This window comes from Alistipes intestinihominis (assembly GCF_040095975.1).
Taxonomy (GTDB): domain Bacteria; phylum Bacteroidota; class Bacteroidia; order Bacteroidales; family Rikenellaceae; genus Alistipes; species Alistipes senegalensis.
The window spans coordinates 131296-152469 of record NZ_JBBMFL010000003.1; the positions used below are offsets into that span (position 1 = coordinate 131296).

Annotated in this window: 12 protein-coding genes and 1 tRNA gene; 10 read left to right on the forward strand and 3 right to left on the reverse strand. The window is 53.0% G+C overall.

Annotated elements, in window-relative coordinates:
• Positions 1-8 precede the first annotated feature (8 nt).
• The 9 genes from WMO46_RS03670 (at position 9) to WMO46_RS03710 (ending at position 17347) form a co-directional block, all read left to right on the forward strand.
• Positions 9-2276, forward strand: a complete 2268-nt coding sequence (locus WMO46_RS03670; RefSeq protein ID WP_349093826.1) for a GH92 family glycosyl hydrolase — start codon at positions 9-11, stop codon at positions 2274-2276.
• 42 nt (positions 2277-2318) lie between these two features.
• Positions 2319-4835 (forward strand): alpha-L-arabinofuranosidase C-terminal domain-containing protein, encoded by a 2517-nt coding sequence (locus WMO46_RS03675; protein ID WP_349093827.1) that lies wholly within the window; start codon positions 2319-2321, stop codon positions 4833-4835.
• Positions 4836-4934: 99 nt separating this feature from the next.
• Positions 4935-7481, forward strand: coding sequence for an alpha-L-arabinofuranosidase C-terminal domain-containing protein (locus WMO46_RS03680; RefSeq protein ID WP_349093828.1), 2547 nt, complete (start codon positions 4935-4937; stop codon positions 7479-7481).
• Between the two features lie 6 nt (positions 7482-7487).
• Positions 7488-9728: a GH92 family glycosyl hydrolase gene (locus tag WMO46_RS03685; RefSeq protein WP_349093829.1), complete on the forward strand. Its 2241-nt coding sequence runs from the start codon at positions 7488-7490 to the stop codon at positions 9726-9728.
• Positions 9729-9739: 11 nt separating this feature from the next.
• Positions 9740-12277 (forward strand): alpha-L-arabinofuranosidase C-terminal domain-containing protein, encoded by a 2538-nt coding sequence (locus WMO46_RS03690; protein ID WP_349093830.1) that lies wholly within the window; start codon positions 9740-9742, stop codon positions 12275-12277.
• A gap of 23 nt (positions 12278-12300) precedes the next feature.
• Positions 12301-13359 (forward strand): glycoside hydrolase family 43 protein, encoded by a 1059-nt coding sequence (locus WMO46_RS03695; protein ID WP_349093831.1) that lies wholly within the window; start codon positions 12301-12303, stop codon positions 13357-13359.
• Between the two features lie 21 nt (positions 13360-13380).
• A complete protein-coding gene (locus tag WMO46_RS03700) occupies positions 13381-14538 on the forward strand; it encodes an aldose epimerase family protein (protein ID WP_349093832.1) in 1158 nt (385 codons plus the stop codon).
• Positions 14539-14621: 83 nt separating this feature from the next.
• Positions 14622-16628, forward strand: a complete 2007-nt coding sequence (locus tag WMO46_RS03705) for a glycoside hydrolase family 127 protein (RefSeq protein ID WP_410520076.1) — start codon at positions 14622-14624, stop codon at positions 16626-16628.
• A gap of 347 nt (positions 16629-16975) precedes the next feature.
• On the forward strand, positions 16976-17347 hold the full coding sequence (locus WMO46_RS03710; protein WP_349093833.1) for an RteC domain-containing protein: 372 nt from the start codon (positions 16976-16978) through the stop codon (positions 17345-17347).
• Between the two features lie 221 nt (positions 17348-17568).
• Here the strand turns inward: WMO46_RS03710 and WMO46_RS03715 are convergent, their stop codons facing one another.
• The 3 genes from WMO46_RS03715 to WMO46_RS03725 all read right to left on the reverse strand — a co-directional run bounded on the left by WMO46_RS03715 (position 17569) and on the right by WMO46_RS03725 (position 20668).
• Positions 17569-18060 (reverse strand): hypothetical protein, encoded by a 492-nt coding sequence (locus WMO46_RS03715; RefSeq protein WP_349093834.1) that lies wholly within the window; start codon positions 18058-18060, stop codon positions 17569-17571.
• 1191 nt (positions 18061-19251) lie between these two features.
• Positions 19252-20343, reverse strand: coding sequence for a site-specific integrase (locus WMO46_RS03720; RefSeq protein WP_349093835.1), 1092 nt, complete (start codon positions 20341-20343; stop codon positions 19252-19254).
• Positions 20344-20592: 249 nt separating this feature from the next.
• Positions 20593-20668: transfer RNA gene (locus WMO46_RS03725), tRNA-His, on the reverse strand.
• Positions 20669-20902: 234 nt separating this feature from the next.
• Between WMO46_RS03725 and WMO46_RS03730 the strand changes: the two genes are divergently transcribed.
• Positions 20903-21172 (forward strand): co-chaperone GroES, encoded by a 270-nt coding sequence (locus WMO46_RS03730; protein WP_129651545.1) that lies wholly within the window; start codon positions 20903-20905, stop codon positions 21170-21172.
• The last annotated feature ends 2 nt before the right edge of the window (positions 21173-21174 follow it).

Sequence of the window (21174 nt, forward strand, 5' to 3'; positions counted from 1 at the left end):
CACCGACCATGTTCAGACACTCGATCATCTCGTTCATTGCGCTCGCCGGCGCCGCATCTGCGGTGATGGCCCGCACTCCCGACCTGCAACTCGCCCGGCAAGAGGGCATACTACAGTGGGTCGATACCCGGATCGGAACATCGGGACACGGTCATACGTTCATGGGCGTCTCGACACCGTTCGGTGCCGTACAACCGGGTCCCAACAATTTCAACAAGGGCTGGGACTGGTGTTCGGGCTACCACGATTCGGACTCGATCTGCGTCGGCTTCGCGCACCTGCACCTCAACGGTACGGGCTGTAGCGACACAGGCGACTTGATCTTCATGCCTACAACCGGTAAGATCTGTGTGCTTCCGGGATCGCAGGAAAATCCCGACAGCGGCTACGCTTCGCGCTACTCACATGAGCGCGAAGCAACCGCTCCGGCCTACTACTGGCTGCATCTGGACGATTACGGCATCGACGTTGAACTAACCGCTACCGAACGTGTGGGCTTTCACCGCTATACCTTTCCTGCCGATGTGCAGAAGCAAGTGCTGATAAACCTCTTCAACGCCAACGGCGACGACCGGGCAACGGAGACTTTCATCGAACAGCAGGACAACTACACGATCCGCGGTTACCGTTGTTCGGCAGGCTGGTCCAAACAGCAGCGCATCTATTTCACGGCACGCTTCTCGGAACCTGTAACGCTCGAAATCTACAAGGACGACAAACTCACCGCAGGCAGCAGCGTCGAACGCGGCATAAATCTTAAGGGTGTTGCACGGCTCGACAATTCCGCCCACGAGGTGCTGGTCAAGGTGGGCATCTCGCCCGTCAGTATGCTCGGCGCGGCACGTAATATAGACCGCGAATTACCCGGCTGGGACTTTGCGGCGACGGTCAAGGCCACCAACCGCAAATGGGAACGCGAACTGGATAAAGTCGCGGTAAAAGGGACAGACGATGCAGCCCGCCGTATCCTCTACACCGGGCTTTACCATGCTTTTCTTCAGCCCAATCTCTTCAACGACTGCGACGGTGCATACCGTGGTGCCGACGGCAAAACTTACCCTGACCCGGGTCACAAGACTTATACCGTCTTTTCGCTTTGGGATACCTACCGTGCTGCACATCCGCTTTACACGCTGCTGCAACCCGAACGGGTCTCCGACATGATCAATACGATGCTCGACATCCACGACCAGCAGGGGTATTTGCCCGTATGGCATCTCTATGGCTCCGACACACGCGAGATGATCGGCATACAGTCGGTCCCGGTTGTCGCCGATGCCGTGATGAAGGGTTTTCCGGATATCGACTACAACCGTGCCTTCGAGGCCATGAAGCGTTCGATGCTGAGCGACTACAAGGGACTCGCATGGCTCCGCACACAGGATTACATCCCGTCCGACAAAGAGGGGGAGTCGGTTGCCAAAGGGTTGGAATATGCGCTGGCGGACGGTTGCATCGCCCTTGCGGCTGAAAAATTGGGCCGCAAAGAGGATGCCCGTCTGTTCGGCAGGCGTGCTCGGTTCTACACAAGTTACTGGGATTCCGAAACCCGGTTTTTCCGCGGCCGCAACCTCGACGGATCATTCCGCAAACCGTTCGACCCGTTCCACTCGACCCATCGCGACGACGACTACTGCGAAGGTACGGGCTGGCAGTACGTCTGGCTGGTTCCGCATGATGTCCGGGGACTGATTTCGTTGTTCAGAAGCGACGAGGCGTTCGTCGAGAAACTCGACAGCCTTTTCACGGTCGAGGGCGACATGGGCGAACAGGCGTCGGGCGACATATCGGGTCTGATCGGCCAATATGCGCACGGCAACGAACCGGGGCATCACACCGTTTATCTTTACGCTTACGCCGGGCAGCAGTGGAAAACAGCCCGCATGGTACGCCGCATACTCAACGAAATGTATACCGATCGTCCTAATGGACTGGCCGGAAACGAGGATTGTGGTCAAATGTCGTCGTGGTACGTATTTTCGGCAATGGGGTTCTACCCGGTCAATCCCTCGCTGGGAATCTATGTTTTGGGCAGCCCCAAATTCAAGGAGACGACCATACGGACCGCCAACGGCAGGAAATTCACGGTAAAGGCCGAGGGCAACTCGGAAAGCAATATCTACATCCAGTCGGCAGAACTCAACGGCAAGCCCTATCCCTACGCCTACATTCGCCACAGCGACATCGTGCAGGGCGGCACATTGCGTCTAACGATGGGGCCGCAGCCGAACCGGGAGTTCGGCATTGCTCCGGAGCACCGTCCCATTGAACGATAAAACAGCTGAATCACAGTCAACCCAAATAACAGAAAACCGAACATGAAAACCTTACACCTGATTCTTTCGTTGCCGACGCTGACTTTGCTGTTGGGAGCCTGCTCGAAGCCCGATGCCCAAATAAGCATCGACGCAGCGCAGCGCGGCGCAAACGTACCCTCGTCTCTGTACGGCATCTTTTTCGAGGAGATCAACCATGCGGGGGACGGAGGACTTTACGCCGAACTGATTCAGAACCGCGGATTCGAAGACACCGTCATACCCGAAGGATACCGGGTCGAAGGCGATAAAGTCTATCCGCCCGCCGTATGCAACCATCTGACCGGCTCGAAGCCCCATCCCGACTTGTCATTCCGCTGGCCGACGGACAAAATACCTGCATGGTCGCTCGAGCAGCTGGATGGCGCAGGCGCGTCGATGACGCTCACGACCGAATTTCCGCTCAACAGCGCAACCCCGACAGCGTTGAAAGTCACGCTTCCCGCACAAGGACGTGTCGCTATCTCCAACACCGGATTCTGGGGAATCAACATCGAGGAGGGCAAAAGCTATTTCCTGCGTTTCAACACCTCGAACGGCAATCTGTTCGACGGCAAAGCGACGGTTAAGCTCGTCGGCGCCGACGGCACGGAGCTCTGCAACCGCCCGCTGGGCATCGATCCCGACAAGAACTGGTGTCAGTACACCGGCGAACTCGTAGCTACGGGTACCGACCATAAAGCCCGCTTCGTCATCGAGCTTGAGGGTAAAGGGACGCTGCTGCTCGATTACATCTCGCTCTTCCCGGCCGAGACGTTCCATAACCGTGAAAACGGATTGCGCAAGGATATCGCCGAAACGCTCGAGGCGATGCGTCCGGCATTCGTTCGCTGGCCGGGCGGCTGCGTGGTGGAGGGCATCACCCTTTCGAACCGCATTAAATGGAAGGAGACCATCGGCGATCCGGCAACCCGTCCGGGCGTGTACGACACCTGGGGCTACCGCACCACGATGGGCTTCGGGTACCATGAATTCCTGCAATTCTGCGAGGATATCAATGCCGAAGGCATGTTCGTCTGCAACGTGGGATTGGGTTGCCAGGGCCGTGCGGGCGACGCCTGTGCGGAAAACGAGGTGGATTTCTTCATCAACGATGCGCTCGACGCTATCGACTACGCCTTGGGTGACGGCACGACCGTATGGAGCCGCAAACGAGTCGAGAACGGACATCCGGCACCTTTCCCGCTGAAATATGTCGAGATCGGCAACGAAAACTGGGGCGCGGTTTACGAAAAGCGGTACGACAAATTCTACAAGGCCATCAAGGCGAAATATCCGCAACTGAAACTCATCTCGACGCTCGGTCTGGGCGGACAGAAGCGGCATGAGAAAGTCGATATGATTGATCCCCACTGGTACGTGTCGCCCGAATTCTTCTTCGCCAGCGACAAACTCTTCGACAATCAGGAACGCGGAGATTACGAGGTCTACATCGGCGAATATGCAGTCAACCAGAACGTCGGCGGTGGCAACCTGCTCGGTGCATTGGCCGAGGCAGCTTTCCTGACGGGTGTGGAGCGCAATTCCGACCTTGTGAAGATGGCCTCCTACGCTCCGTTATTCGAGAACGTCAACGACCGCGTATGGCCTACGAATCTTATTTGGTTCGATTCGCACCGCGTTATGGGCCGCTCGTCTTACCAGGTACAGAAGATGTACGCCGAAAACCGTCCGTCGTTTAACGTCGCTGCGTCGTTTGAGCAACCTGTCATCCCTGTCAAAGTCAAAGGACAGATCGCATTGGGTGGCTGGGACACGGACAACGAATACAAGGACCTGAAGGTCACGCTTGCCGACGGACGTACCGTCGAGGCTGACATGACGCAGGGCTGGGAGGCCCAGGAGGGGAGTTGCAGCACCGAAAACGGCGTGCTGAAGGTCACCGGTCCCGGTGTGATGCGCTGGGCGCAGTGGACCTCTTCGGAGCAGTTCGGCGATTGCAGCATCTCGCTCAAGGCACGCAAGATTGCGGGTGTCGAAGGGTTCTTGATTTACTTCGGCATGCACGACGGGAAGAACGGCTACGTGCTCAATATCGGCGGCTGGGGCAACCAAACCACGGCGTTCCAGACCATCAACGGCAACGATATGCCACAGATTCCCAACAACATCTCGCAGAACGTAGAGACAGATTGCTGGTACGACATCCGTATCGACGTTAAGGGCGGCAAGTTCACCTACTTCCTCGACGGCAAACAGATGCTCGAAACAACGATCGAGCACATCCAGCGCTACGTCGTGACAGGTTACGACGAGCAGGCGGGCGAGTTGATCGTTAAGTTCGTGAACGCCACCGAAGAGCCGTTCACCACGTCGATCAACCTGGAGAACGTGACCTCCATAAAACGCAAGGGTCGAGTCGTCACCCTCACGTCGGCCGATCCCAAAGACGAGAACTCGCTCGACGATCCCAAGAAGGTATTCCCCCGAGAGAGCACTTACAACGGATTCTCGAAGAAGTTCGACTACACTTTCGAACCGTGGTCGTTCACCGTGTTGCGCATCGGGGCTGAAATCTAAACACTCAATCGAGGGATAACCCGCCGGACCAATACGGTAAGACGGGTTGTCCCTCTTTTTTCGTAAATTCAACAACGAATGAAAAAACTGCTCCTCGTTTTGTCGTTATCGGCTACCTCTGCGGCATGCACGTCAACCGACATCCCGTACATTACAGAGACGGGCCGTATCGGCATCGACCTTGCTGATCGGGGGCACACGGTTCCCGAATCATTGTACGGCATTTTCTTCGAGGAGATCGACCACGCGGGTGACGGAGGACTCTATGCCGAGTTGGTTCAGAATCGAGGATTCGAGGATTCGACCATTCCCGAAGGCTACCGGCTTGAGGAGGGCAAGCTCCTGCCGCCGGCTCTGCCCAACCACCTGACGGGGGCATTGCCTTCGCAGGATATGACCCTACGCTGGAATGCGGAGGAAATTCCCGCCTGGACTCTGCAACAGGAGGCGGGCTCGGGTGCATCCATGCACCTGACTCGGGAATATCCGCTTGATCCTGCGACCCCAGCGGCTCTCTGCGTTACCCTGCCGACTCGAGGCTGCGTCACGGTCGCCAATTCCGGTTACTGGGGCATGCATATCGAAAAAGGCAAAAACTACCGACTCTGCCTGCACACCTCGAACATCGGCAGGTTCAAGGGCGACGTGACGGCTCGGTTAGTCGGCGAAGGCGGGTCGGAATTATGTTCCCACCGGATCGACGTTGGGAGTGGCAAGGCATGGAAACGCCACGATACGACACTGACCGCGACGGATTCGGACACTCGCGCACAGCTCGTTATCGAACTCGACGGACAGGGTGCATTGCTGCTGGACTACGTTTCGCTCTTCCCGCAGGAGACTTTCCGCAACCGGGAAAACGGCCTGCGCCGAGACGTTGCCGAGACACTCGAAGCGCTGCATCCGTCATTCATCCGCTGGCCGGGCGGCGGCATCGTCGAGGGCATCACGGTCTCCAACCGCGTCAAATGGAAAGAAACCATAGGCGATCCCATAAAGCGCCCTGGACAATACAACCTTTGGGGTTACCGGAGTACCTACGGATTCGGATACCATGAATTTCTGCAATTCTGCGAAGACATCGGCGCCAACGGCATGTTCGTCTGCAACGCCGGGCTGGGAGGTCAGGCGGCGGTGGGTGACGCATGCCCGGAGGAGGAGTTGGATCTTTTCATTGCCGATGCGCTCGACGCCATCGACTATGCATTGGGCGACGGCACTACTGCGTGGAGCCGTAAACGCGTTGAGAACGGACACCCGGCACCTTTCCCGCTGAAATACATTGAAATCGGCAACGAGAACTGGGGCCCGGTCTATGAAAAACGCTACGACCGGTTCTATAAGGCCATCAAGGCGAAATACCCGCAGCTGACGGTTATCTCGACGCTTGGATTCGGCGAACAATACCGCCACGAGGAAGTAGACCTCATCGACCCCCACATGTACGTATCGCCCGATTTCTTCTTCGAAGGGGCCCGCATGTTCGACGGCATGGAACGCGGCCGATACGGGATTTACGTCGGCGAATATGCTGTGACGAAGCACGTTGGCGACGGGAACCTGCTCGGGGCGCTGGCCGAAGCGGCTTTTCTCACGGGTGCGGAACGTAATTGCGACCTGGTACGGATGACATCCTATGCGCCGTTGTTGACCAATGTCAGTGATCGGGCCTGGTCACCGACTCTGGTTCAGTTGGACGCATATCGTGTAACCGGTCGTTCGTCGTATTATGTACAACAGTTGTTCTCTCGGAACCGCCCTTCCTACAATGTGAAAAACGTGCTCGAACAACCAGTAACATCGTTCGAAGCCGCTGGGCGGATCGCGCTGGGCGGTTGGAACACGGACAACGAGTACAAGGACCTAAAGGTCGCGCTCGCCGACGGACATACCGTCGAAGCCGACATGACGCAGGGCTGGAAGCCCCTGTCGGGTATCTGGACCGCAGCCGGGACGGTGTTGAAAGGAAGCGGCCCGGACTTGCTGCGCCGTATTCTGTGGGAGACATCAGAGCCGTTGGGCGACTGTACCATCACGCTCAAGGCTCGCAAAACAACCGGGACCGAGGGATTCCTTATCTATTTCGGGATGCAGGATGAGCAGCACGGCTATGTACTCAATATCGGCGGCTGGAACAACCGTTCCACCGCATTCCAGCGCGTAACAGGCAACGACAACACAATCATAGCGAACCATACCGCCCAGCAGATCGAAACCGGGCGCTGGTACGACATCCGCATTGATATCGAGGGCGGACACTTCACCTATTACCTCGACGGGAAAAAATCACTCGAAATCTATCCCGAAACCGCTCGGCGTTTCATTGCCACGGGCTATGACGAGCATACGGGCGAGCTGATCGTCAAATTCGTGAATGCCACACCGAATCCTTTCGTTGCGTCAATTGATCTGGCTCATGCGTCAAATGTCGGGAAGCGCGGACGCGTGGTCACTCTCACAGCATCCGCCCCGACCAATGAAAATACACTCGACGAGCCGTGCAAGGTGATCCCCCAAGAGAGCCGCTACGACGACTTCGCCGAAAAGTTCGACTATGCGTTCGAACCCTGGTCGCTCACCGTGCTGCGAATCAGGACGAAAATAAAGCAGCCTGCCACATCTGAAAACAATAAAACTCAGCTATAAACCCGTATGAAAAAGATTCTCATCACACTGCTGTTCGCCGCCATCGCTCCGACGGTCTCAGCTGGCAATAAAAATTACCTTCGATATGTGGACCCGTATATAGGGGCTGGAGGCCACGGCCATGTGTTCGTCGGGGTCTGCGTTCCTTTCGGAACGGTGCAGATCGGACCGCAAAACATCTTCAAAGGCTGGGATTGGTGTTCGGGCTACCACTATTCGGACAACGTGTTAATCGGCTTTTCGCACACGCACCTCAGCGGCACGGGCTGTACTGATCTGGGCGACATCCAGGTCATGCCCTTTACGGGCGATGTGCGTACGCGCCGCGGAGAACAAGACGATATCTCGAACAGCTGTTCCGCCCGCTACCGGCACGAAAACGAGCAGGTCTCGCCTTATTTCTATTCTCTTACGCTCGACAACGGTATCCATGCCGAGTTGACCGCTTCACGACGGGTCGCATTCCACAAATACACGTTTCCTGTGGGCGAAAAGGCTCGTCTGCTTATTAACCTCCGTGAAGGCAACGGATTTCCGTCGGTTGCCTCGTCGCTTCGTTTAGTGGACGATTACACTGTTGTCGGACATCGCATTGTCAAGGGATGGGCTCCGGAACACCGTATCTACTTCGCTTTGAAGAGCGACCGGCCGATTGCCGAACTGCTGGTCTTCAACGACGACGAGCCGGCCGGACGCGGCGAACTGGAAGGCGAAGGTGTGAAGGGCGTTGTTTGCTTCGAAGAAGGGGTCGATAAACTGGCATTGAAAGTCGCCGTTTCGTCAGTAAGTACTGATAATGCGCTGGAAAATCTGCGCAGGGAGATTCCGCACTGGAATTTCGACAAGGTAATGACGACAGCCCGCGATGCTTGGGAGAAGGAATTGGAGCGTGTCGATATCACCACCTCGGACGAGCGTGCCAAACGTATCTTTTATACGGCCATGTACCACACGATGATCGCGCCCACGACCTACTGCGACGTGAACGGCGAATTCCGCGGCCATGACAACAAAATCCGCAAGGCCGATTGGACAAACTACTCGACTTTCTCGTGCTGGGACACCTACCGGGCGCTGCATCCGTGGTTCACGATCATTCAGAGCGACCGCGTGGGTGACATGGTTAATTCGATGCTCTCGATCTGCGACCAGCAGGGCAAGCTCCCGATCTGGCCGCTGATAGGCGGCGAGACGAACCAGATGCCCGGCTACGGAAGCATCCCGATCGTCAGCGATGCCGTAGTCAAGGGCATTCGGGGAATCGACACGCAGAGGGCCTTGCAATGCGCCGTCAAAACGGCTACCTTTCGGGAACAGGCCGGCATCGGCTTCGTCCTCGACCGGGAATACATACCCGCAGACAAAGAGTTCGAGGCCACGTCGAAAGCCATGGAATATGCCGTGGCCGACTGGGGCATAGCCGCCATGGCGCACAAACTCGGACACGAAGAGACGGAGCGGACTTTTGCCCGGCGCGCCCGCTATTGGAAGCATTACTTCGACGGCGATATCAATTTCATCCGCCCGAAATTCGACGATGGAAGTTGGCTTACGCCCTACGATCCGTTCCAGTCGGTGCATGGTGGCACTGGCTACTTCGCCGAGGGCACAGGGTGGCAGTACACCTTTTTCGTACCGCAGGACCCTTACGGATTGATCGAAGCCATGGGCGGCGACGAACCTTTTCGTGCTAAAATTGATTCGTTGTTTCACGTTTCCGGCGACATGGGTCCTCATGCCTCGGCCGACATTTCGGGACTGATCGGCCAATATGCCCACGGGAACGAGCCTTCGCACCACATCATATATCTCTACAACTACGCAGGCCAGCAGTGGAAAACTGCCGAATTGGTACGTTACGTACAGCGTCATTTCTACACCGACCGGACGGATGGGATTATCGGCAACGAGGACTGCGGACAGATGTCGGCATGGCATATCCTCTCGGCACTGGGTTTCTATCAGGTCAATCCCTCCTGCGGAGTCTATTCGTTCGGCAGTCCGCTTTTCGACAAGGTAGTGCTCAACATGCCCGGTGGACGCAAATTCACGATCCTGACCGAGAACAATTCGTCCGAAAACGGCTATATTCAATCCGTGGAACTCAACGGAAAACCTTACGCTAATTCCTATATTACCTATAATGACATCGTGCGAGGCGGCACGCTGAAATTCGTCATGGGACCGCATCCCAACTACGACTTCGGCTCCGCGCCCGAACACCGCCCCTATAACGAAATACGCTAATTCAAACCACTATGAATCCGAATCCTAAACGACTGCTCTGTACTCTTGTCGGTATTGTGGCTCTGCTGCCGGCCGTTGCCGGCAACGGCAGCGAAAGCCGCATCGAAATAGATCTCAGCAAACGCGGAGCGGAAATTCCCTCATCGCTCTACGGCATCTTTTTCGAAGAAATTACCGGTTCGGGTGATGGCGGCCTTTATGCCGAGATGATCCGCAACCGGGGCTTCGAGGAGGGTGTGCTCCCTACGGGCTGCACGCTCGATGCCGAGGGATACGCTGCTGCGCCCCATGCGCATTGCTATTCGAACGACTCAGTCAACCGCTTCCGTGTGCGGTGGAGCTCCGACCTGGCAATGACGGGCTGGCGGACGCAGTACGCCGACGGGTCGCAGGCCGCTTCGTCCATTACCGATGAATATCCGCTCAACGATGCCACGCCTCACGCCCTGCGGATTGACCTCACCGCATGCCGCGGTGAAGTGAGTGCCGTGAACAGCGGTTATTGGGGAATCGCCGTTGAAGCAGGCAAGAGCTATGACCTGGAATTATACGTCCGGGCGGAGAAGACTCCGTGGTGCCGCGCTGCGATCGTTGCGCCCGACGGGCAACATGTCGCCGTGAACGATATACGCCTAACGGCAGATAGCGAATGGCACCGCTATACGGCGACCTTCACTCCATCGGCAACCGGAAACAAAAACACCCTGTACCTTACCTTTCCGGCCGAAGGCCGCGTCTGGATCGACTACGTATCGCTTTTTCCGCGCGATACCTACAAAGGCCGCGCCAACGGACTCCGCAAAGATGTAGCGACGATGATCGAAGAACTGCATCCGGCATTCATCCGCTGGCCCGGCGGCTGTATTGTCGAGGGACTGACACTCGACAACCGTGTGAAATGGAAGGAGACCATCGGTGCCCCGGTAAAACGGCCTGGAGAGTACAATCTGTGGGGCTATCGCAGTACATACGGATTCGGCTATCATGAATTTCTGCAATTCTGCGAAGACATCGGCGCCGACGGTATGTTCGTCTGCAATGCGGGCATGTCGTGTCTGTTTCGCAACGGCGACTATGTGCAGGGTGACGAACTCGAACCGTTGATTCAAGAGGCGCTTGACGCCATCGAATATGCTCTTGGCGATGCAAAGACGACCCGGTGGGGTGCTGAGCGCGCCAAAAACGGTCACCCCGAACCCTTTCCGCTCAAGTACGTCGAGGTGGGCAACGAAAATGTCTTCGCACGCTATGCGGCCAACTACAATCGTTTTCACAAGGCGATCAAAGCGAAATATCCGCAGCTGACGGTCATTTCGGCACTGATGTTCAGCAACGACATCAAGCGTCTGGACGAGGTGGAGATGATCGATCCCCACTATTACGAAACCGCCGACTGGTTTTACAACAACGCTGATGTCTACGACAAACTTCCGAAAAAGATTCCCTACAAGATTTACGTCGGCGAATACGCCGCTATCGGACAGTCGAACCTTTATGCGTCGCTGGCCGAAGCGGCCTACCTGACAGGTGTGGAGCGCAACGCCGACAAGGTTCAGTTGGTCTCATACGCCCCGTTGATCGAGAATGCTCATTACGGCCGTAACCACCTGATGGTGCTTGACAACAAACAGGTTTACGGACGTACGAATTATCACGTAATGAAACTCTTCTCGGAAAACCGCCCCGATGTGAACGTTCCGGCTCGCATTCTCGGCGAGCAGACAGCGAAACCCTATTCGCCTAAGGGATTCATCGGTTTGAGCACAGGCAATACGGCGGCGCAGTTCCGCGACCTGAAGGTTACGAGCGGCGGCCGCACGCTTTACACCACCGATTGGAGCGACTTCAACGAACGCTGGGAGTCCGTGCGCGGCGAATGGCAGGTCGGAAACGGCATTCTGACGCAGCCTGTTGCAGGCGGCGATGCACTCCTGCGTCTGAAGGATCTCGAAGTCGGCGACTGCACGATCACCCTCAAGGCCCGCAAGACGGCCGGATACGAAGGTTTCCGCGTCGTGTTCGGCATGCAGGACGACCACCATTATTTCATGGCTGACATGGGCAGTCACACCAACGAATCGGTTCTCTTCCGTGAGATTGGTGACAAGGGTTCGATCTCGCTCTTCGATTACCGCAATCAGGAGCCGATCGAAGTGGATCGCTGGTACGACGTACGCATCGAAATCCGTGGCAACGTTTGGAAATGCTATATGGACGGTGAGTTGAAATATTCGTACGACTACAACATCGTCAATAAGCATTACACTGTGGCGGGACTCGACCGGCAACGCAACGAACTGGTCGTGAAGCTGGTCAACGGCCGCACAGAGCCGTGGCGAACCTCGCTGGTGCTGAAAGGCGGGAAAGTCGCCCCCGTCAATGCGCGGCGCATTGAACTTGCGTCGGCATCGATCTACGATGAAAATTCATTCGAAGAACCTGAAAAGATCGCAGGATGTGAATCGACGTTCCGTATCGAAGGGCGCACAGTGCCCGTCGAATGTGCCCCCAACTCACTCACGATCCTGCGCATACCTCTCGATAAATAATAATTTGCAATCTCAATACACCGATGACAAAGTATCTGATTCTCATTCCGGCCATTGCCGTCCTGCTGTTTCCGACATCGTGCAGCAGCACCAAAACTGTACGTAAAAGCCTTTCGGGAAACCCCATCTTTCCGGGTTGGTACGCCGACCCAGAAGGCGCTGTCTTCGGCAAGGAGTATTGGATCTTCCCGACCCTCTCAGACCTCTATGCCGCACCGGGCGAGGAGATGCCGGCCTATCCTGCTGAAAAAAGTTCGGCATTCCACCAGTTGTACAACATTCAAACCTACCTGGATGCCTTCTCGTCGAAAGATCTCGTGAACTGGACCAAACATCCGAAAGTACTCACGACCGACGACGTGAAATGGGTGAAATACGCCATGTGGGCACCAGCGATACTCGAGCACAAGGGCAAATACTACCTCTTTTTCAGCGGCAATGACATTCAGAATGACCACGAATACGGCGGTATCGGCATAGCTGTGGCCGACCGTCCGGAAGGCCCGTACAAAGACGCATTGGGTAAACCGCTGATCGACCGTATCATTAACGGTGCACAACCCATCGACCAGTTCGTTTTCCGCGACGATGACGGCACGCATTACATGTATTACGGCGGCTGGCACCACTGCAATATGGTCAAACTCTCGGACGACCTGCTGAGCGTCGTTCCGTTCGATGACGGCGAGACATACAAGCCCGTAACGCCTGAAAATTATGTCGAAGGACCGTTCATGTTCAAACGCAATGGCAAGTACTATTTCATGTGGAGCGAAGGCGGTTGGGGTGGTCCCGACTACAGCGTGGCCTATGCCATTGCCGATTCCCCGTTCGGACCGTTCAAACGTATCGGAAAGATTCTTCAGCAGGACCCTGAAATCGCGACCGGAGCCGGTCACCATTCGGTGATACAGATTCCCGGCAGGGACGAATATTACATCGTCTACCATCGCCGTCCGCTGGGCGCGACCACCATGGGACAGCGCCAGACCTGCATCGACCGCATGGAATTCGACGCTGACGGATTCATCAAACCCGTGAAGATGACATTTGAAGGGGTGAGCCCCGTCCGAATCAAATGACGAATGTAAAGACCTGAGACTATGAAACGATACATCTTTCTGGTAGCAATTGCGGTCTGCCTATTGTCCTGCACCGGAAATTCCGGTGCAGGAAACGGTATCGACTTGCTCGATGCCGCCGCATTCCGAACCGAAATCGCAGGCAAACCCGTCATGCTCTACACCCTGCAAAACGAAAACGGCATGACCGTTCAACTCACCAACTACGGCGCACGCATCGTCGCCTTGTGGGTTCCGTCGGCCGACGGAACCCACAAGGACGTGGTCTGGGGATTCGAGAACATCGACGGATACCTGAACACGGCCGACAAGTACTGCGGCCCCGTTGTGGGACGCTATGGAAACCGCATCGGCAAGGGCCGCTTCACACTCGACGGCAAGGAATATCAGCTCACGATCAACAACGGCGAAAACCATCTGCACGGCGGCACGGGAGGTTTCGAAGCCCGCGTATGGAACGGTAGCGAGACGGTTGACAAGCAGGGCAACCCCGCGGTCGAAATGACCTACCGCGCCATGGACGGCGAAGAGGGCTATCCGGGTAACCTCGACATCGCAGTCACCTACTCGCTGACCCCGGCCAACGAACTGGTGATCGACTACAAAGCCACGACCGACGCCCCGACCATTGTGAACCCTACGAGTCATGTATACTACAACCTGCACGGCACGTCGGAAAAATCGACCGACTCGCACCTGCTGACCATCCATGCCAGCCATTTCACGCCGACCGACGCAGGGCTGATTCCCACGGGCGAAATCCGTCCGGTCGAAGGCACCCCGCTCGATTTCCGCAAACCGCACGCCATCGGGGAGCGTATCGGCCGGACCGATTACGAGCCGCTGGCCTTCGGAAACGGTTACGACCACAACTGGGTGCTCGACAAACCTGCACCCAGCGCTGTGACACTGGCTGCCGAGGTATACGAACCCGCCACGGGCATCGTGATGAAAATACTCACCGACCAGCCCGGATTCCAGTTCTATGCCGGGCAGGGCATGGACGGCAAGGAGGTCGGCAAACGCGGTGATCGTCACAACTACCATTCGGGACTGGCGCTCGAAACGCAGAACTTCCCCGATGCCCCCAACCACGACAATTTCCCTTCGTCGGTACTGCGTCCGGGCGAGACTTACACGCAACATACGGTCTACGCATTCGAAACCGTCAAGCGGTAAACACATGACATCCGTCCAAGACAAGTGGCGGTCTGCACCGCCACTTGTCTTATATAACAACCTAACTACAATTTCGTGATAAAATGAAAAAAGCCCTTTTAATTGCTGCGGTATTGTGGGGGAACTCGCTCCTTGCAGCAACAAAGCAGTCGGAACAGATCACCCCCGTTCCGTTCAACGAAGTCACGCTGACCGGAGGGTTCTGGGGAGAGCGGATGCAGACCGAACTCGATGTAACACTACCGTTCTCACTGATTCAGGCCGGTCCGGCCATCGATCAGCTACGTGACGGAGCGGATTTGATCGAAGGCCGGGAGCCGAAACAACGTCCCTCGACCAACGGTCCGCTCAGCTCGGACCTCTACAAAATCATGGAGGGTGCGGCCTATTCGCTGATGCTCAGACCCGATCCGGCATTGGAAGCCAAAATTGATGCGCTGACCGAACTTCTTGGTCGGGTACAGCAAGAGGACGGTTACCTCTTCGTGTGTCACACATGCGGTTGTTTCGATCCGTTCTGGGTAGGAGAGAGGCCCTATTCGAAAGTGGTCTACAGCCACGAGCTCTACAATGTCGGTCACCTTTACGAGGCTGCGGCAGCCTATTATCTGGCTACTGGTAAGCGCGGCCTGCTTGACATAGCCATCAAGAACGCCCAACACGTAAACCGGGTCTTCTTCGAAGGCGATCCGGCCTATAACGACGGCAAACCTGTCATGCAGGCGCCGGGACACGAGGAGATCGAACTGGCGCTCTGCAAACTCTATCGCGTAACGGGCGATCGGCTCTATTTGGATATGGCGAAAAAATTCCTCGACATCCGGGGCGTGACTTACCGCCCGGAAGGCGACGGGTTCATGTCGCCGTTTTATGCCCAGCAACATGCTCCCGTCTCTGAGCAGACCGAACCTGTAGGACACGCAGTACGCGCTGTCTACCTCTACACTGCCATGGCAATGGTGGATGCCTTGACCGGCGAGCAACATTATGCCAAGGCACTCAACGCAATCTGGAATAACCTCGTTTCGACCCGCATTTACATCACGGGGGGATTGGGAGCACAGGCTTCAATCGAAGGCTTCGGACCTGCATATGAACTGCCGAACAAAACCGCCTACAGTGAAACCTGTGCCGCCGTGGGCAACGTTTTCTTTAATCAGGGGATGTTTCTCGGAAGCGGTGACGCCCGATATCTCGATATTGCCGAAATTTCGTTGTTCAACAACGCGTTGGCCGGCATCAGCCTCACAGGCGACCGTTTTTTTTATGTCAATCCGCTGGAGGCCGATGAGGAGCGCCATACGTGCCGCTCGCCCTGGTTCGGATGCGCCTGCTGTCCGCCCAACATCTCGCGCATGATCCTGCAGGTTCCTGGCTATATGTACGCCTACAGCAAGGACCGGCTCTATCTGACGCTCTACAGCTGCAGCCGGACAACCGTGCCGATGAACGGCGTCCGCGTCGGCGTAGATCAGACCTCGGATTATCCGTTCGACGGCAAGGTCACGATAAAACTCACGCCTGAAAAGCGTGCAGCGTTCCGCCTCTGCCTGCGCATCCCGACTTGGAGCACGGGCCGGGAATTCATACCCGGCGGGTTGTACCCATACCGTAATACGGAGAAATATTCCGTAACGATCCGAGTGAACGGTGAGACCGTGGATTACGACATGAACAACGGCTTCGCTGTCGTCAAACGCACGTGGAAAGCCGGGGATATTGTGGAGTTGGAACTGCCGATGCCGGTTCGCCGGACCGCCTGCGATCCTCGTGTAAAGGAAAATGAAGGAACAACGGCCGTCACCCGCGGACCACTGGTCTATTGCGCAGAAGAAGCCGATAACGGTGTCGTACAACAGTTGAGCCTGATTTCGGATGAAGCACGTACGCACCTTATCACGGAAGGCCCTCTCAAAAACATAACGCAGATCGGGATTCGGGGTGTCCGCGTCGATGCAGGCGATCGAACCCCGACCGAAATCACTCTGATCCCCTATTACGCATGGAATAACCGCGGAGACAATCAGACTATGCGAGTATGGTTGCCCAACCTGATAGAAAATCCGAATACTGAAATACGATGTGATTGATCCACCCAGTTGTACTGCTGACCAATAGTTTAGTCTCCCAATAAATAGCTTCAATTGTATTCATATGTTCAAGTCAATATGTATAAACTTTTAAATTTTACACAAACAATAAACGCACATTCCCTTGAACGTCATTCGAAACCAATAGCTGACGGTTATTCCGCTGGATAACAGATATTTTTATGTCCATGTGTGTGGCATTTTGCAGCTATGGAGTAAGTTGTTTTATTTGTAGAATCTGGTCAACCTATCATAAATTATGGCCCCGACGCATTTTTGCGTCGGGGCTCTCTTTATCCATCATTTATATAGCATTCACCCAAACAAAAAACTTAAAAATGAACCTTATGCGTACTTATATAAAATCCTTGGAACAGGAAACCGAAGCCCGAATTCGTAAAATCGGGAAGACGACGCAGATGCCTGAACGCTCACGCTTAACTGTCGAAATCATGGAAAGCATGTTTGAACGGTTGAAAGAGTTTATCATAGACTACCGCTTTCATGATGAGTTGGAAGAGATTTTCTTCTTCAAGGAAGTCAAGCCGCACTTGTTCAGCCGGCTGATTTACCACAGCAAGATCTACAATATCAAGTTAAACCGTCCGGCAGGTGCCCATGATGCGATTCACACCTACCTCAATCGGGCATTGACAGCGATTCAAGATTATAGGAATAAACGTCTAAGGTTCTATTGTTACTATATCTTGACAAGCTGACAGATGCGTTACTCCATAAAATGGGACGCGATAAAAAGCGTTACAAATAGGCGTTGAACCAATTTCAAATGTGGGGAATCGCACCATTTTGTTGGATGGTTCCCCCTTTTTGTCCTATAACGGAATATAGTGACAAATCCACACTTTGATGCATATTGTTATAATTATCAATGTGTTAAATATGAAGCTATGTAAAAATAGTTGCCTAAATCAGGGAATTGTTAAAATAATGATAAATTAATTATCAGCCAATTATACATTACTCTAAAGAAAATAAAGCAGTAGTCTGTACGCCGTCTCCGAATACTGTTGACCTTTGCAATGGACACTCTACGAATACCGAAGAATTGCAGCGGGAACGCTGAGCCATCCGGTTTTTTATTGCCGTCGAGCTGCTCGATTCGTTCGATTTGTGATTGCAGATAAATCTTTCCTCCGGTAAATTGTATGTTTTGGCTTACGGCCAATCCGATGTTACCTGTTAGGGCACTATTGGGTATGAATTCGTAACTGCCGTCTGATTTTTGATAGGTAGTTAATGACTTGTTTAGACTGGGAAGAGTGCCATCCATAATTATGGCAGGGCGTAGGTCGGCTTTATAATTCCTGTATTGCCAATAAGACATCCGCATTTGGTCTTTATATACGATTGCGTCCAATGATTGCGAGGCGGTTATCTCCAATGCCTCCTGCAATCTGATATGCAACACCATACTGTCTTGGTGTTGGGCACGACAAGGGATAAAAAATGATAGTAATAATATATAGACGAACAATTTTATTTGCATAGTTATGCATTTTACATAAAATGCAAATTTGAAAAATAATCCAACGAGTTTCTTGTTGAATATTTGCTATTTATTGTGCTTTTTTGCGGGTGTATTTTATTGTTTTTTAATATTTCCGTTATTCTATATAGTTATGGATATATAGGTAATAATTATTTATTCTACTGCTATCCCGTTAAAGTAGAGCAATCACTTTTTTGAAATTACTGGAAGCTAGTACCTTAAGTGCGATTTCACAAATCAAAGATTTGGGAATTACATCTTTGCACTCGAAAAGAATAGGCGGGAATAAATTGTCAAGTTGTTTTTGTTTGACATCGGAGTGACTACTTTGGCAGAAAACACAAAGTGCTAATTATATTTGACAAAAAACACCTATATTTGCAATGTATATTTAACAAAATAGCCATGCAAACATTACGGGAAAAAACGACCAGACAGATACGAAATATTGAAAATTCCTTTGTTGTTGCCGACGACAAAGGATTCGGCCTCGGGAATAAAATTCCACTTCGGATGTTCGGATTACGTTATTAGGACTTCCCGTTATGCTGAAACTCCAATACGTCAGTGACCTGCATTGGAGTTAGACGATAACACCCGTTGCTTGAAGGAACATCCCCGGCTGGTTGCGGGAAAGTCTCATTCTGGCCAGCGATATTGCTTATTTAGGTAAAGAGTCTGTGAAACATCCTTTCTGGGACTGAGTGGCGAATCGTTATGAACAGGTGACAGTTATCCCGGACAACCGCGAGTTCTATCAAGGATTCGACCTTGGAGAGATGCACAACGGCTGGCGGCTCAAAATACGCCCCAACGTCATTTTGCATTACAATAATACGTTACGGATTGACGACACGGAATTAACCCTTTCTCTAAGATTTCTCAGACAAGATAGTGCCGAAGTGTTGATTAAGCTGGAGCTTTTGAAAGTCAACCAAACTATGTACAAAATTAGAGGTTTAATTTTGCATAATTAAGAAAAAAATCAGATTTTTGTATCTGAGATAGGTTATTTGAGAATTTGTAGAATGTAGCAGAATTCAGCGCTTTCTTTGTCCCGTATCTGTTGCCTATGGCTGTTTGATATTCACCTAAATAATTGGGGAACAATATCTAAGCAAGAAGTTTCACAACTGTTGCGAAAGTGTGGCGGGCTACATGCGTCGTCAGATTTTTATGGATGTTGCATATTGTTCCGATTTCTTTGAGATACGAGTTCATTTTTTGGTTGCTGGGGATAGGTAATAACTTTCCTTTGAGTTGTAATTCAGGATTGTGCTCATATTTTTGTAATATTTTGAGCGGGTAGGGCAGAAGTGGCACACGACTAATTACAGAGGTCTTTTCGCGTGGTTTATGTATCCACGTTGTTCCGCTGTCATCCGTTGTAATGTGTTGTTTTCGTAAGTTGTCTGCATCCGTAAAGGCCAGTCCTGTCAGTGCACAGAAGCAAAATACGTCTCGGATACACTCCAGCCGTTCATTCGGCATTTCCTTGCTTATCAATATGTCCAGCTCTTCTTTTGTCAATGGAACCTTGACGTTTGTTTTGTCTATTTTCATCTTGTAATACTGGAACGGATTTTTTTCAATCCATTCGTTCCGTATCGCGAATAAGATGAAATTTTTGAGACAGCAAAGTAAATTTACGGCACCGTTGTTTCTGCATTGGTGCGCCGTCTGCATGAAGGTATTCAGCCCGTCGATATATTCATAGGATACCATATTCAGCGGCAGGTCGTCTTTCCGATACTGTTGCCTGGTATATTCGGTCAAGTATCGGAGTAGACGGTGGTATTTGTTACAAGTTACTTGTGTGATACGTGTTCCGACCTCCTGTTGCCGTTTGTCGCAGTATTTCGAAAACTCGGCGAGGAACATCCGCGAACCAGAAGTATTGCCCAGTCGTTGTTTGATCGAAAAACAGTCCGGAGTTTTATTCTCTTTGAGAAGCTGGTCGTAGGCCGCAAGGATATTCGCCCGATAACTGGCGACGATGCTGTTAATTTGCTGATCCACTTCGTCTTTGTAAAGGGAGCGTTCGAGGCGCTGGTTCCATCGTTCCGGTTCGATTTGACATTGGGTATAGATCTCTGTTGTTTGGCCGGATGTGGTGATACGGGCATAAATAGGAGCCTTTCCTTTTTTAGAGATTTTGGTCTTTTTGCAGAAAAAGACTACGTTGAATGTTGTGCGTTGGTACATAGCTGCATGGGTTTGAAATAGTTAAACGTGTACAGCATAGGGATATTGTGATGTAAAACGGTGCAATACAGTATATTATGCGTAATTCGTGACCTATTTTTGACCGAAATAAAATAGGTCACGAATTGGGTCATAAAAACCTGCTTCAAAATAGATTTTACGCGATTGCCTTAAAAACGAAAAAGCCTTATATATTGTTGATATACAAGGCTTTTGCTCTCTTTTGTAGTCTGTTTCGACTGCTTTCAAGGGTGGAAGAAGGGGCTCGAACCCTCGACCTTCGGAACCACAATCCGACGCTCTAACCAACTGAGCTACATCCACCGTGTCGATACGCACTCGTCGTATCGGGATGCAAATGTAATATGTTTTTTCGGTCCGTGCAAAATTTTCGGCTTAAAAATCTTCGGGAAAACGCATCGGGTGACAAAATGGCAGTCCCCTCTGCTCGTTTGTCACGCAAAACCTGCCAAAAAACGGTTGGCACACCTATTGATGGATACGGGGGTGCGAAAGCAACTGAAAAAACACATATAAAAACTTAAAACACGTAAAAACTATGAATGTAAAACCGTTATCGGACCGTGTGCTGATTCTCCCGAATCCCGCGGAGGAGAAGACAGCCGGAGGATTGATCATCCCCGACACGGCAAAGGAAAAACCGCTGGCAGGCAAGGTCGTTGCAGTGGGCCCCGGCACTTCGGAGGTCAAGATGGAGGTCAAGGTGGGCGATCAGGTCCTCTACGGCAAGTATGCCGGTCAGGAGATCCAGGTCGATGGCGTGGATTACCTCATCATGAAACAGAACGATATTTTGGCAATCATCTAATA